Here is a 15,281-nt window from a genome sequence, read left to right as displayed (position 1 = left end):
TTTACTCGTCGATCTCAGAGCCATCTGAGGTGGAAACCTGCATTTCAGCTCGGTTGATCACCTCTTCCACGCCAAAGTCAGCGCCAGTCTGTTCGAAGTAACTGATCAGCCGTAACAGGCTTTCCTCCGAAAGCGGGTTGCCTCTCAACGTGATGTTCTCTGCGGTTTCAACGGGCAGTTCCATCAGGTCGCTGGGCACCTCGGTGATGGCATTCATGCTTAGGTCTACCCAGTCCAGATCAGTCAGCTGAAGCAGACCATCGGGTATTTCAGTGATGCCGGTGTCGTTCAGCAGTGCGGTCGCCAGTTCGTGCATTTGACTAAGATCAGGCGTACGGCCCAGTGGGTTGAAGCTCAGGTCGAGGTAATCAAGCTGTTCCATTCCTGCCAATGCATTGACCGTCTCTGCTGACAGGCTGACCCGGCAATCGGGAAGCGACAGTGAGCGCAGGCGCCCCATCTTGAACACCGGGTCGGGAATGCTACCGAGGTCACACCCGCGCAGCCTCAGGCTTTTGAGGTTGGGAAAGGAGTCGAGGAAACGCCCGAGGCGCGTTACCCCATCGGCACTGTGGACCTCCAGTGCGGAAACATGACTGAAATCTGCACTCAGGGCCGGCAGTTCTCCATTGATCACCGGGCGGACAGTGAGCTCGAACGTCGGCTCAAGCGATTCATTGAAATCATCCAGTTCGGACTCACGCTGCCAGCACTTCTCAAGCGCCTGCTTGAATTCGTCACGGTTGGCTTGCTCGGCAAATAGTTGGTCGGCGTTGAAAGGTTCGCCGGTATCGGGATGCCGGTCCGGAACGTCGGCGGTCCAGGCAGACAGATCATTACGCAGTTGGGTGAACTCTTCCTCAAGACGCGTCAGATAGGTGCGGCCGTCCTCCAGCGTCCCCGGCAGTTCGTACACGAACTCGCTCGCCTGTTCGACTTCCATGCCGGGGTACAACGCCTTGACGCGATCAATATCTGCCTCGGGGGCATAGACGCCCATGTCGTAAGCGGTCTCGAAGTGGTGTTGCTTGATCAGTTCCCGTGCCCTGATCGAAAGCGGATTGTGCGTGAGGTGTACACCGCGCTTTTCGTACAGCGAGCTCTCGAATAACCCGGCAGGCAACTCGCTGATGCGGTTGTTCATCAGCATGAGGGCGTCGAGCTTTGGGTGTTGCAGTAGGTTGGCCGGAATCTCTGCCAGGTCGGTGTCGCTCAGATCCAGGTGCGCCAGTTCGCTCATGGTGTCGATGCGGGGCAGGATTTCAAACGTATTCTTGTACAGGTCCAGCATGTTCAGTTTGTTTAATGACGTCAGTTTCGACCACGTGGCCGCGTCGACCCTGATGCCGCAATCGCTTAACACCAAGGCGTGAAGGTCGGGCATTCGGCTGACCGCGTCGGGGAGGGTGGTCAGGGAGAAACGGCGTAGTTCCAGACGGCGTAGTCCACTGAAACCCTGTAGAAAGCCGGGAATGCCCTGCGCGGTACGATTGCCTTCCAGGGACAGCAGCGACACATGACTGAAATCGGCACTCAATGATGGCAAGTCACCGACGATCGGCTCTGCAAACCTGAGCGTATACCGACTAACGCCATCCGGTATGTCGAAGTCCCGGTCGGACTGGCGCCGCCAGCTACGCTGGATTTCCTGAGCCAGCAACCGGCGATTGTTTCTCTCGGCTTGTCGCTCCAGCTCGTTGAGCGGGCGTCCCGTTCCAGGATCAACGGTGGGGGCGTCACTGGTCCAGGCGCGCAGATCCTTATGCAGTCGGGCCAACTCCCTGCTCAAGCGTGAAAGTTCTACGCGAGCGCCATCCGGGTGAAGTTGCAACGCCTGGACAAAGTTCTGCATTTCCTCTTGAGGCAGGTTGGGGTAAACCTCGCGAACCCGATCGTTGAGCGTAGGTGTCTCGCGGTTGGCTCGACTGTAACCCTGCGTGCCACCGGGCAGGCGCATGGTGGTGGGGTCATAAAACGGTTTTCGACGGGGATTTTTTGCGAACAGCGTGCGTAATGCCGGTTGCTCCAGCGCGTGTTCGGCGATGCGCTGTTTAAGTGCCCGGGCGTCTGTGATCGAAGGGTTCAGCTTATTGCGCTGTACATCCGGCAGCGCCTGGAACAGGGCGTGGTAAAAATCACCGGACGTCGAATCATTGTCTGGGTGAACCTGGTAAGTCCCGTCTTCAGCGCGAACCAGTGTTTTAAGCAGCGGCGCATCGGGCTGGCCAATACTGTCGCGCACGGCCCCCTCGGCAGAGTAATCCCTCACTTCGAGACGCAGCTCGGCTGGCAAACCGGGCAGTGAGTTCAGGCTTTGCAAGGCCAGTCGGTGGGTGTCGGTGTTGTCCAGCGCTTCGGAATAAAAGCCTTCACTGGCTCGGGTTGCGCGCACAGCCTCCATGGCTTTCAGTGCCGCGTCCTTGAGTCGCAGGGGCGTGCGGCCGTTGTGCAGCTGTTTTAATTCAGTGCCGGAGGCATTGCTCACCAGTTCCTGGGCGATATCGGTCGGTAACCCCGGCACGTCGTCGAGCAGTCGCTGAGCTCGCGGATCATCGGTTTTTTCCTCTGCTCGATAACGCAAATCGAACAGCGATTTTTGGTGGTTCCGGGCGAGTTCGGCGCTCTGTTGTCTGAAGGCTGGCGTTTGGGCTTCCGGTGTCGGCATGGGTGTGTCGACAGGCCAGTCGTCGTAACCGCTTAGCAGTTGATGTTGCAGGGTCACATCAGCCTTTCGATGGTGTTCGGGTTGATCACTGCCGATCTGCTCGATAAAGGTTTCAATGTCCCGATTGATCCTGAAGCGTTTGATCGTGTCGGTCATCAGCGAAGGCGGGCGGTAATGTTCGACATGCATTTCGCGCACCGCATTGTCGTGGAAGCCGCTGACCCGCAGGATCTGTTCGCGCTCGACACTGCTGAACGATTCGACACTTTGGCCGAGACGACGCATAACCGTTTCCCGGTCCCAGTTCAGCGGCTGCTCCAGCTCTGTGTGCCAGGCGCCGTGGTTGTTATGCAGCAGGGAAGGCTGATAGGCATCGGTCCGGGTCGAATGCTCAATCTGAAACGCGCCCGAGGTGCCATCGGATTTCACGGCATACAGTTTTCCTTCCAGCGGCAGCAGCATCTTGCCCCCATGGTGATAGAGGCCATGCTGATCGGGTTTTACGCCTTCGGGCAGCTTGTGTGCCTGTTCGTAAGGTGTGAGATCCGGCTTCCAGTAGCGGGTTTTCCCATCAGACGTTGCGACGGGTTTAAGTGGGTCGACCAGCGCGACAGCTTCGCGCGAAAGCAGTCGGCTAAAGGCGCCGGCAGCGATAGCGCCGCCGACCGCGAATGTGCCCACCTCAACCACTGTTTCGACGAATGTCATCAGATGCCCGAATGCTTCTGTTTTAAGCCCTTCGGCCAAATCCACAATGCCTTCGAAGGTTTCGTCGAGTAACTGGTAAGCCATATAGCCCAGCATCAATTCGCCGAGAAACGGGACGAACGGCAATGCAACGAACGTCGCGATTTCAAGGAGCGTTGAGGCCACTTTGCTGAAGGCATCCCACAAGGCCCATCGCGCGTTTCGGTCGGCAGAGGCGGTGGAGACGGCAAGCGTACTGGCATCGTTGAGGATTTTGTTCAGCTGTCGCTGATAAAGATGATTCCACAGGTCCGCGCTGAACGGCGTCATCGAAAACCGCAGATTGGGTCTGTCGACGGGCGTTTCGCGCCAGCTCGGCAGTGTGTCGCCACGCTTGTGCTGATGCCAGGTCACGCTCTGGAGACGACGGTTGAGATCAGCGAAGAAATGGCCCCTTTCCTTGTGTTCGACAAAGCGGCTGAAGAACGTCTGGTATGCAGGCGCGCGCAGCTTGCGGGTCAGCTCGGTCATGAATGCCAGAGTGTTCGGGTATTCCTTGAGCGGATGCTCCGGGTCGTCGGGAATGTAGGCAATGATCCGTGTTTCCTTGCGTGCGCGCTCCAGGCTCGCGGCGAAAATCGCGATTCCGGTCAGAGAGGAGGACATTATCGTCAGGTCATGACCGTACAGCGGTTGGCCACCCAGTTGCGCCCCGGAACGCCTTTCCAAAAGGTGCAGGATCGAGAGATAGGCATCTTCTGGAATGTCCTTGCGGATTTGAGCCATTTGCAGCGCAGATTTGAGTGCGGCTTTGTGCGAGCTGATGACCTTCGATTTCAACACCGCACCGGCCACTGCGTTAGTCAGCCCCAGATTATCTTTGAGGTACGTGTTGTACCGGGCGCCGATATCCAATTCTCGGCACAACCGGGAAAAGGCCGCGACGGTGAGTTTTTGTTTGACCGCCGGCAGCGTATCGAACTGCCCCGTGGGCGACGGTTCGGTAATGAAAGTCGAGGCGGACTCGTAAGCGTCAGCCGCCGCTTCCGATTCCTGAAAGTTATGCAGGGCGGCGTCGAGCAGCGATACGGTCCAGGTGCGCGCGGCGCCTGTCCTGATCCTGAACCAGGGCACGGTTTGCGGGATGTACAGGCGCAGGAAAGTGGTTTTAACGTCCAGTTCCACCTCAAACCGGGTTTTCAGGGCCGCTTTTAGAAGCGGTTCGGCAAAGGCTTGTGCGCTTTGCAGCTTCGACAGTGTTGAATCCAGCCGATTGCGATGGGTCCAGTGTTCATGGCTGAGCTTCTTCAGCGACTGGTGTTGCAGGGGCGTCGCGGTGCCATGCCAGCCCGGCGCGGCAAGCGTGGCGTTTTTCAGGGCGTCGCGTGTATTGGACGATGCTTCTAATACCCAGGTCGGCAGATTATTGAAGAGGTGATGGTAATGATCGTCCGGCTGCGTGGCGGATTCACTATCGTCGGCAGTAAAAGAGTTTTCGAGGCGACTCATGCGCTATTCCCTTAGCGTTTGGATGAGTCGCCAGCAAAACAGACAATGATTCGTTCCGTGCGGTACATATTTACCGCACCGTTCCACAAGCCTGCCTATAACCTGTGCCGGCGGTTTAAACTGCGCCTTTGCGACCCTATATGTCGCATTGCCGTAAACCCGGGAAAAACCGGGGTTTGCGCTATAAGAAGTTGTCGCTTGGCGGCAAGGCCGGGCTGAAAACTGTCCTTACAATCCCCCCATCGCTCGCCAGTTTCCGGCGAGTGTTCCTCATCAGGAGACTCCGATGTCCGTTGAGCACGCTGCGGTAGAACGCGCCGATTTCGACCAGGTAATGGTTCCCAACTACGCGCCTGCCGCATTCATTCCTGTGCGTGGTGCCGGTTCCCGTGTCTGGGACCAGTCTGGCCGCGAGCTGATCGACTTCGCTGGCGGGATTGCCGTTAACGTATTGGGCCATGCGCACCCGGCGCTGGTCGGTGCCTTGACCGAGCAGGCGAACAAGCTGTGGCACGTGTCCAACGTGTTCACCAATGAGCCGGCCTTGCGCCTGGCGCATAAGCTGATCGATGCCACCTTTGCCGAGCGCGCTTTCTTCTGCAACTCCGGCGCCGAAGCCAACGAGGCCGCCTTCAAGCTGGCCCGTCGCGTCGGTTTCGATCGTTTCGGCAGCGAGAAGTACGAAATCATCGCCGCGCTCAACAGCTTCCACGGTCGTACCCTGTTCACCGTGAACGTCGGTGGCCAGTCGAAGTATTCCGATGGCTTCGGTCCGAAGATCACCGGTATCTCCCACGTGCCGTACAACGATCTGGCCGCGTTGAAAGCCGCCATTTCCGACAAGACCTGCGCCGTGGTGCTGGAGCCGATTCAGGGCGAGAGCGGTGTCATCCCAGCCGAACTTGAGTACCTGCAAGGCGCCCGTGACCTCTGCACCGCGCACAACGCGCTGCTGATCTTCGACGAAGTGCAGACCGGCATGGGTCGCACCGGTCATCTGTTCGCCTACCAGCATTACGGCGTGGTTCCGGACATCCTGACCAGCGCCAAGAGCCTGGGCGGCGGTTTCCCGATCGCGGCCATGCTGACCACCGAAGACCTGGCCAAACACCTGGTCGTCGGCACTCACGGCACCACTTACGGCGGCAACCCGCTGGCGTGCGCTGTCGCGGAAGCCGTGATCGACGTGATCAACACCCCTGAAGTGCTGGCCGGGGTCAATGCCAAGCACGACAAGTTCAAGGCTCGTCTGGAACAGATCGGCGAGAAATACGCGATCTTCACCAAGGTCCGCGGTATGGGCCTGTTGATTGGTTGTGTGCTGAGCGATGCCTGGAAAGGCAAAGCCAAAGACATCTTCAACGCCGCCGAGCGTGAAGGCCTGATGATTCTGCAAGCCGGCCCGGACGTGGTGCGTTTCGCGCCAAGCCTGGTGGTTGAAGACGCAGACATCGATGCCGGTCTCGACCGTTTCGAACGCGCCGTGGCCAAGCTGACGCAAGCCTGATAGACCCTTCGGCGCCTGACCCTTCAGGCGCCGATCCAAATTTTTGTTTCGGGCTGGATCAAAGGTGTGGGAGCTAGCCTGCTAGCGATGAGGGCCTGATAGCCAACATCATTGTTGCCTGACAGGACGATATCGCTAGCAGGCTAGCTCCCACAGTTGACTCTGAATTGTTTCAGGGATGGCCCGGGATTTTTTCTTCTGTAAGTTCTGAGATTAAGGAGTGACACCATGCTGGTGATGCGCCCCGCGCAAATGGCTGATCTGGGCGAGGTACAGCGTCTGGCTGCGGACAGCCCGATTGGTGTCACTTCCTTGCCGGATGACGTTGAACGCCTGAGCGACAAGATCGCCGCAAGCGAAGCCTCATTTTCCGCTGAAGTCAGCTTCAATGGTGAAGAGAGCTACTTCTTTGTCCTCGAAGATTCGGCCACCGGCAAACTGGTCGGTTGTTCGGCCATCGTTGCCTCCGCCGGTTACTCCGAGCCGTTCTACAGCTTTCGCAATGAAACCTTCGTGCACGCCTCCCGCGAGCTGAAGATTCACAACAAGATTCACGTGCTCTCCCAGTGCCACGACCTGACCGGCAACAGCTTGCTGACCAGTTTCTACGTGCAGCGCGAGTTGGTGGGTTCGCCTTGGGCCGAACTCAATTCCCGTGGTCGTCTGCTATTCGTCGCCAGCCATCCGGAGCGTTTTGCCGATTCCGTGGTGACCGAGATCGTCGGTTACAGCGACGAAAATGGCGACTCGCCGTTCTGGGATGCCATCGGTCGCAACTTCTTCGACCTCAACTACGCCGCAGCCGAGCGTCTGTGCGGTCTGAAGAGCCGCACGTTCCTCGCCGAGCTGATGCCGCATTACCCGATTTACGTGCCGTTGCTGCCGGACTCCGCTCAAGAAGCGATGGGCCAGGTGCATCCACGGGCGCAGATTACCTTCGACATCCTGATGCGCGAAGGCTTCGAGACTGATCACTACATCGACATTTTCGACGGTGGCCCGACGTTGCATGCCCGCGTCTCGGGGATCCGTTCGATTGCCCAGAGCCGTGTGGTGCCGGTGAAAATCGGCGAAGCGGTCAAAGGTGCCGGTCGTCAGTACCTGGTGGCCAATGCCCAGTTGCAGGATTATCGCGCCGTGTTGCTCGAGCTCGATTACGCGCCGGGCAAACCCGTGACCCTGGATCTGGAAGCGGCCGAAGCCCTGGGCGTCGGTGAAGGTGCCAGCGTGCGCCTGGTAGCGGTTTGATTGCCTAGAAAGCAGCGAAGTTTCGCGGGTGGCGTTGGCGACCCGTTTGAGGAGATAGCATGATCGTTCGTCCCGTACGCAGCAGCGATTTACCCGCTCTGATCGACCTGGCCCGCAGCACCGGCACCGGCCTGACCACCTTGCCGGCCAACGAAGAACGTCTGGCCCATCGGGTCGGCTGGGCCGAGAAGACCTTTCGCGGCGAAGCCGGGCGGGGCGATGCGGACTACCTGTTCGTGCTCGAAGACGATGACGGCCGCGTGGTGGGCATTTCCGCCATCGCCGGCGCCGTCGGCCTGCGTGAGCCTTGGTACAACTTCCGGGTCGGCCTGACCGTCAGCGCCTCGCAAGAGCTGAACATCTACCGCGAGATTCCGACGCTGTTCCTGGCCAACGATCTGACCGGCAACTCCGAATTGTGCTCGCTGTTCCTCCACGCCGATTACCGCACGGGCCTCAACGGCCGCATGCTGGCGAAGGCGCGGATGCTGTTCATCGCCGAGTTCTCGCAGCTGTTTGGCAACAAGATCATTGCCGAGATGCGCGGTGTGTCCGACGACGCCGGACGCTCGCCCTTCTGGGAAAGCCTGGGCCGTCACTTCTTCAAGATGGAGTTCAGCCAGGCCGATTACCTGACCGGCGTGGGCAACAAGGCCTTCATCGCCGAACTGATGCCGAAATTTCCGTTGTACACCTGCTTCCTGTCGCCAGACGCGCGCAACGTCATCGGCCAGGTTCACCCGGACACCGAGCCGGCGCTGGCCATGCTCAAGAGCGAAGGTTTCAGCTACCAAGGCTACGTCGACATCTTCGACGCCGGCCCTGCGGTCGAGTGCGAAACCGGCAAGATCCGCGCCGTTCGTGACAGCCAGGCACTGGTGTTGGCCATCGGCACACCGGGTGATGACGCTACTCCGTTCCTGATTCACAACCGCAAACGCGAAGACTGCCGGATCACTGCTGCGCCAGCACGCTTCGCCGCCGGCACGTTGGTCGTCGATCCGCTGACCGCCAAACGTCTTCAACTCAACGCCGGCGATCAAGTGCGCGCCGTTCCGTTGTCTGCTGCCAGGGAGTCGAAATAATGAATTCGCTATACATCGCAGGTGAATGGCTGGCCGGTCAGGGCGAAGCGTTCCAGTCGCTGAACCCGGTGACCCAGCAAGTGCTGTGGACCGGCGAAGGCGCCACCGCCGCCCAGGTTGAGTCAGCCGTGCAGGCTGCGCGTCAGGCGTTCCCGGGCTGGGCCCGTCGCACCCTGGACGAGCGCATTGCTGTGCTTGAGGCCTTTGCCGCCGCGCTGAAGAACCACGCTGACGAACTGGCCCGCACCATTGGTGAGGAAACCGGTAAACCGTTGTGGGAAGCGACGACCGAAGTGACCAGCATGGTCAACAAGATTGCGATCTCGGTGCAGAGCTACCGCGAGCGTACCGGCGAGAAGAGCGGCCCACTGGGCGACGCCACCGCCGTGTTGCGCCACAAGCCACACGGCGTGGTGGCGGTATTTGGACCTTACAACTTCCCGGGGCACTTGCCGAACGGTCACATCGTGCCGGCGCTGCTGGCCGGTAACAGCGTGCTGTTCAAGCCAAGCGAGCTGACCCCGAAAGTCGCCGAGCTGACGGTTAAATGCTGGATCGAAGCAGGCCTGCCGGCAGGCGTGTTGAATCTGCTGCAAGGCGCTCGCGAAACCGGTATCGCCCTGGCGGCGAACCCGGGCATCGACGGCTTGTTCTTCACCGGTTCCAGCCGCACCGGCAATCACCTGCACCAGCAATTCGCCGGTCGTCCGGACAAAATCCTCGCGCTGGAAATGGGCGGTAACAACCCGCTGGTGGTGGATCAGGTCGCGGACCTCGACGCTGCCGTTTACACCATTATCCAGTCGGCATTCATTTCCGCCGGCCAACGTTGCACCTGTGCCCGCCGCTTGCTGGTGCCGCAGGGCGCCTGGGGCGACACGCTGCTGGCGCGTCTGGTGGCGGTCAGTGCGACGATTGAAGTCGGTGCGTTTGATCAACAACCGGCGCCGTTCATGGGCTCGGTGATTTCCCTCGGCGCGGCAAAAGCGCTGATGGATGCGCAAGAACATCTGCTGGCCAATGGCGCCGTGGCGCTGCTGGAAATGACTCAGCCTCAGGCGCAAGCCGCGTTGCTGACGCCGGGCATCCTGGACGTGACGGCAGTGGCGGATCGTCCTGACGAAGAGTTGTTCGGTCCGCTGCTGCAAGTGATCCGCTACGCTGATTTCGAAGCGGCGATCGCTGAAGCCAACGACACCGACTATGGCCTCGCGGCCGGGTTGCTGTCGGATTCCGAAGCACGTTATCAGCAGTTCTGGCTGGAAAGCCGTGCCGGCATCGTCAACTGGAACAAACAGCTGACCGGCGCCGCGAGCAGCGCGCCATTCGGCGGCGTCGGCGCCTCGGGCAACCACCGCGCCAGCGCCTACTACGCCGCAGATTACTGCGCGTACCCGGTTGCTTCGCTGGAAACGCCGAGCCTGGTGTTGCCATCGACCCTGACGCCCGGCGTGAAGATGGCGTGACGCCCATCGCCAGCAGGCTGGCTCCCACAGGTTTGGTGGCGTTCACACATTTTGTGCACGACCCCCATCACTGTAGGAGCCAACCTGCTGGCTCTCACAGGATCGGTGGTGTTCACACATTTTGTGAGCGGCGCGATCACTGTGGGAGCCAGCCTGCTGGCGATGGCCCCGACGCGGTCTTAAAGAATAGTTACTGAAGCCATAACAACAGATTCTCGTGGAGCCTCGCTGATGAAATCCTATGAAGTCAATTTTGACGGTCTAGTGGGGCCGACCCATAACTACGGCGGTTTGTCCTACGGCAACGTCGCCTCCCAGAGCAACAGCCAGCAGTCTTCGAACCCGAAGGAAGCCGCGCTGCAAGGTTTGGCGAAAATGAAAGCGCTGATGGAAATGGGCTTTCAGCAAGGCATTCTGGCACCGCAGGAGCGCCCGGACGTTGCAGCCCTGCGCCGCTTGGGTTTCAGCGGCACCGACGCGCAAGTGATCGAGCAAGCCGCCAAAGACGCGATGCCGTTGCTGGTCGCCAGTTGCTCGGCGTCGAGCATGTGGGTGGCCAACGCCGCCACGGTCAGCCCGAGTGCCGACACCGCCGACGGTCGCGTGCATTTCACCGCCGCCAACCTCAACTGCAAATACCACCGCAGCATCGAACACCCGACCACCAGCCGCGTGCTGGGGGCGATGTTCGCTGACCAGAAGCACTTCGCACACCACGCCGCTTTGCCGGCCGTGGCGCAGTTTGGCGATGAAGGCGCAGCCAACCACACCCGTTTCTGCCGTGAATACGGTGAAGCCGGCGTCGAGTTCTTCGTGTTCGGTCGCAGTGCGTTCGATACCCGCTACCCGGCACCGCAGAAATACCCGGCCCGCCAGACCCTCGAAGCCTCGCAAGCGGTCGCTCGTCTGCACGGCTTGAGCGATGACGGCGTGGTCTACGCCCAGCAAAACCCTTCGGTGATCGATCAGGGCGTGTTCCACAATGACGTGATCGCGGTGGGTAACGGCGAAGTGCTGTTCTATCACGAGGACGCGTTCCTCGACACCGACCAGATGCTCGCTGAGCTGCAGGGCAAACTCGCAAAACTCGGTGGGAAATTCCAGTCGATCTGCGTACCGCGTTCGGCCGTCACCGTCGAAGACGCCGTTCGTTCCTACCTGTTCAATAGCCAGTTGCTGACCCGTCCTGACGGTTCGATGCTGTTGATCGTGCCGGAAGAATGCCGTGGCAACGAGCGCGTCTGGCAATACCTGCAAGGCCTGACCAGCTCCGGCGGCCTGATCCGCGAAGTGAAGGTGTTCGATTTGAAGCAGAGCATGCAGAACGGCGGTGGCCCGGCTTGCCTGCGACTGCGCGTCGCGCTCAACGAAACCGAACTGGCGGCGGTCAACCCAGGGGTTATCATGACGGCACCGTTGTACGGCACGCTGACCGAATGGGTCGACAAGCACTACCGCGACCGCATGACCGAAAACGATCTGGCGGACCCGCAATTACTGCTTGAGTGCCGGACGGCACTGGATGAACTGACGCAAATCCTTAAACTGGGCGCGGTTTATCCATTCCAGATCAATTGAACGTCGAGAGCGTAAAAAACATGAGCGATACCCTGCAGCTGATCCTTGAAGACAGCGACGGCACGCAACTGGAAACGTCCTGCACCCGCGTCGCGGTCATGTGGCAAGGCAAAGAGCTGTGGATTCAGCAGGACGGCCGCGGCCAACTGTTGATCGGCGTGGACGTCGAAGAAGGTGACGCCGAATACGCAAACCTGCTGCTGCGCCCATTGGCGACTAATCTGGTAAGTCTGCAACTGGAAATGGAACCGGCTGAAGTCGGTGACGAAGACCACGTGCACGGCCCGGATTGCGCACACGACCACTAAGGAAACCGCTCTATGCTCGCCCTCGGCAAACTGCTTGAACTGACCCTCGCCGGCCGCGAACCGGCGGAGAAGACTCAACTGACTGTCGAAGGCGTGCGCATGCGCTGGTTGAGCGAAGGCGCGTTGGAAGTCCGGCCGCCTGAAGCTCGCGACAATGGCCTGGACCTGCTGCTATCAGCCGGTATCCACGGCAACGAAACAGCGCCGATCGAGCTGCTCGATCGCCTGTTGCATGACATCGCCCGCGGTGACTTGAAGCCGCGCGCCCGTATTCTGTTTCTGTTCGGCAACCCGGAAGCGATTCGCAAAGGCGAGCGCTTCATCGAGCAGGACGTCAATCGGCTGTTCAACGGCCGGCACGAACAAACCAGTGGATCCGAAGCCCTGCGCGCGTGTGAACTTGAGCGCCTCGCGGCAAGTTTCTTCAGCCTGCCGGATCGCAACCGTCTGCACTACGACCTGCACACCGCAATTCGTGGCTCGAAAATCGAGCAGTTCGCGTTGTATCCCTGGAAAGAGGGGCGTCAGCATTCACGTCTGGAACTGGCCCGCTTGCGTGCTGCCGGCATGGAGGCGGTGCTGTTGCAGAACAAGCCGTCCATTGTGTTCAGCTCTTACACCTACGACAAACTGGGCGCCGAGTCTTTCACCCTTGAACTGGGCAAGGCGCGGCCGTTCGGGCAGAACGACGGGGTGAACGTCTCGCTGCTTGAAACCCGCCTCAAACAGATCATTGATGGCAGCGAGCCGCCGGTGACTGAAGAATGCCTGGACGGTTTGCAGTTGTTCAGCGTGGCGCGGGAAATCATCAAGCACAGCGACAGCTTCCGCTTGAACCTGCCAGCAGACATCGAAAACTTTTCGGAATTGGACGTGGGCTATTTGCTGGCCGAAGACATCGCCCAGACCCGCTGGATCATCGAAGAGAAGGGCGCGCGGATCATCTTCCCGAACCCCAAAGTCAAAAACGGCCTGCGCGCCGGCATCCTGATCGTGCCGACCACCGACGAAAACCTCGCCTGAATTCACTGCATAACCAATGTGGGAGCGGGCTTGCTCGCGAAGACGGTGTGTCAGTCAATTTAATTGTCGACTAAAACACCGCTTTCGCGAGCAAGCCCGCTCCCACATTTGATTTGAGTGAAGTCAAAGACCTCACCCGGTGTTTAGACCGCTACCGCGCGAGGCTCGCTACGACGCAACGCCCGCATCTTGTGCAGCGTATCCGCACACGTCTTCGCCGCTTCCTGACCTTTATGCACGAAATGCTCGAAGAAGAACTTCTGATGCTCTTCGCCGGCATGGAAGTGGTGCGGGGTCAAAACCACCGAGAATACCGGCACTTCGGTTTCCAGCTGAACCTGCATCAGGCCGCTGATGACCGATTGCGCAACGAATTCGTGACGGTAGATGCCACCGTCGACCACCAGGCCTGCGGCAACAATGCCGGCATAGCGACCGGACTTGGCCAGCAGCTTGGCGTGAAGTGGAATTTCAAAGGCGCCGCCGACTTCGAAGAAATCGATGTCGGATTCCTGATAACCCTGAGCAATCATTTCGGCAACGAAGCCCTGACGGCTCTGGTCGACGATTTCCTTGTGCCAGCAGGCCTGGATGAACGCAACGCGCTCGCCCTGATGGTGTTTGCTCTTGCTATCGATTGCGGTGGGTTGCATGTTCTGACTCCTGTTTATGTAAAAAACAGGGCATATGAATCGAATGGGATTTAAGGGTGCGCACGCTTGCACGAATGCCCGCGGACGGCCCTTTGGCGCCAATCCCGTTCTCTCTTCATCCGGACTATGACCGTCGGCCCCGGGATCACACCGGGTCTGCTGACCTTGCCGCCAGACACCCCCGAAGCGGTGTCTGTCACCAAGCGCTCGCGGGCTATGCGCATTGCGCGCAATTACCGCCGGTGGGGAGTTGCACCCCGCCCTGAGAACGTTTTGCCGCCAGAATGTTTGGCGGCGAAGCGTTTTTAACACATATTTCCGAGCCGTGCATTGCTGCTATCTGATGATTGCTATCGACTTTTTCGTTCGCTTGGGGTTGATTAATCGTCCTTATGGCCGCAGTAATTCCTGACTGAAAGGGATTTTCCCCTGCTTACCGAGGCCAGATTCATGAGCGTTATCGATCTTCGCAGCGACACCGTCACCCAACCTACCGCCGGGATGCTCGACGCGATGGCCAGTGCGGCCACCGGTGACGACGTCTATGGCGAGGATCCGACGGTCAATCGTCTGGAAGCCGAGCTTGCGAATCAGTTGGGTTTTGCCGCCGCGTTGTTCGTACCGACAGGCACCATGAGCAACTTGCTGGGCCTGATGGCTCATTGCGAGCGCGGCGACGAATACATCGTCGGTCAGCAGGCACACACCTATAAGTACGAAGGTGGCGGCGCGGCGGTGCTCGGTTCGATCCAGCCGCAGCCGCTGGAAGTGCAGGCCGATGGTTCGCTGGATCTGGCGCAGGTCGCCGCCGCGATCAAACCGGACGACTTCCATTTCGCCCGTACGCGATTGCTGGCGCTGGAAAACACCATGCAGGGCAAAGTCCTGCCGCTGGAATATCTCGCCCGGGCGCGTAGCTTTACTCGTGAACATAGTTTGCAACTGCACCTGGACGGCGCCCGGCTCTACAACGCGGCCGTCAAATTGGGTGTCGATGCCCGCGAGATCACTCAGCACTTCGATTCGGTCTCGGTCTGCCTGTCCAAAGGCCTGGGCGCGCCGATCGGTTCGGTGTTGTGCGGCTCGCCGGAGCTGATTGCCAAGGCGCGGCGCCTGCGTAAGATGGTCGGTGGCGGCATGCGTCAGGCCGGTCTTTTGGCGGCGGCGGGGCTCTATGCGCTGGATAACAATGTTCAGCGTCTGGCCGACGATCATGCCAATGCGCAATTTCTGGCTGACGGACTGCAAAAGGCCGGTTACGACGTCGAGCCGGTGCAGACCAACATGGTTTACGTGAACATGGGCGACAAGGCCGAGGCGATCAAGGCGTTTGCGGCCGAGCGAGGCGTTAAACTGAGCGCTGCCGGACGCCTGCGAATGGTCACGCACATGGACGTCAGCCGCGCTCAAATCGAGCAGGTCGTGGCGACATTCGTCGAGTTTTCACGCAACTGACCGCGTTAGCCGTCCAATTGACCGTTTCTATCGTATAAACACGCTGTACCCCGCGCGCTGGGCCGATATAATGCGGCCCTTTGCCGTCGCTTCGTCT

The 15,281-nt window shown here is 59.6% G+C and carries 10 protein-coding genes and 1 riboswitch; of the genes, 8 read left to right on the top strand and 2 right to left on the bottom strand.

Features of this window, described 5'->3' with window-relative positions:
- Nucleotide 1: 1 nt before the first annotated feature.
- A complete protein-coding gene (locus ACA072_RS21755; protein ID WP_497620494.1) occupies nt 2-4,861 on the bottom strand; it encodes a dermonecrotic toxin domain-containing protein in 4,860 nt (1,619 codons plus the stop codon).
- A 286-nt stretch (nt 4,862-5,147) separates the two neighbouring features.
- On the opposite strand from ACA072_RS21755, the gene ACA072_RS21750 reads away from it, so the two are divergent.
- From ACA072_RS21750 to astE, 7 genes are all read left to right on the top strand, one after another.
- Nucleotides 5,148-6,368, top strand: coding sequence for an aspartate aminotransferase family protein (locus ACA072_RS21750; RefSeq protein WP_497448486.1), 1,221 nt, complete (start codon nt 5,148-5,150; stop codon nt 6,366-6,368).
- A gap of 228 nt (nt 6,369-6,596) precedes the next feature.
- Complete coding sequence (gene aruF / locus ACA072_RS21745) at nt 6,597-7,616, top strand: arginine/ornithine succinyltransferase subunit alpha (protein ID WP_462028298.1); 1,020 nt, start codon at nt 6,597-6,599, stop codon at nt 7,614-7,616.
- A 59-nt stretch (nt 7,617-7,675) separates the two neighbouring features.
- On the top strand, nt 7,676-8,701 hold the full coding sequence (gene astA / locus ACA072_RS21740) for an arginine N-succinyltransferase (protein ID WP_497330131.1): 1,026 nt from the start codon (nt 7,676-7,678) through the stop codon (nt 8,699-8,701).
- Nucleotides 8,698-10,167, top strand: a complete 1,470-nt coding sequence (astD, locus tag ACA072_RS21735; protein WP_497625028.1) for a succinylglutamate-semialdehyde dehydrogenase — start codon at nt 8,698-8,700, stop codon at nt 10,165-10,167. The genes astA and astD overlap by 4 nt, the downstream gene beginning before the upstream one ends.
- Before the next feature lie 231 nt (nt 10,168-10,398).
- Nucleotides 10,399-11,745, top strand: coding sequence for an N-succinylarginine dihydrolase (gene astB / locus ACA072_RS21730; RefSeq protein WP_497620492.1), 1,347 nt, complete (start codon nt 10,399-10,401; stop codon nt 11,743-11,745).
- A 20-nt stretch (nt 11,746-11,765) separates the two neighbouring features.
- On the top strand, nt 11,766-12,053 hold the full coding sequence (locus ACA072_RS21725; protein WP_497620490.1) for a topoisomerase II: 288 nt from the start codon (nt 11,766-11,768) through the stop codon (nt 12,051-12,053).
- Between the two features lie 12 nt (nt 12,054-12,065).
- On the top strand, nt 12,066-13,076 hold the full coding sequence (gene astE, locus ACA072_RS21720) for a succinylglutamate desuccinylase (RefSeq protein WP_497620488.1): 1,011 nt from the start codon (nt 12,066-12,068) through the stop codon (nt 13,074-13,076).
- Between the two features lie 143 nt (nt 13,077-13,219).
- Here the strand turns inward: astE and ACA072_RS21715 are convergent, their stop codons facing one another.
- Nucleotides 13,220-13,729 (bottom strand): 6,7-dimethyl-8-ribityllumazine synthase, encoded by a 510-nt coding sequence (locus ACA072_RS21715; RefSeq protein ID WP_497620487.1) that lies wholly within the window; start codon nt 13,727-13,729, stop codon nt 13,220-13,222.
- 102 nt (nt 13,730-13,831) lie between these two features.
- Nucleotides 13,832-14,003, bottom strand: a riboswitch (FMN riboswitch).
- A gap of 176 nt (nt 14,004-14,179) precedes the next feature.
- On the opposite strand from ACA072_RS21715, the gene ltaE reads away from it, so the two are divergent.
- Nucleotides 14,180-15,184 (top strand): low-specificity L-threonine aldolase, encoded by a 1,005-nt coding sequence (ltaE, locus tag ACA072_RS21710; RefSeq protein WP_497620485.1) that lies wholly within the window; start codon nt 14,180-14,182, stop codon nt 15,182-15,184.
- Nucleotides 15,185-15,281: the final 97 nt, after the last annotated feature.

It is taken from the genome of Pseudomonas sp. LBUM1656 (genome assembly GCF_059716065.1).
This window is presented reverse-complemented; position numbering and strand designations above follow the sequence as displayed.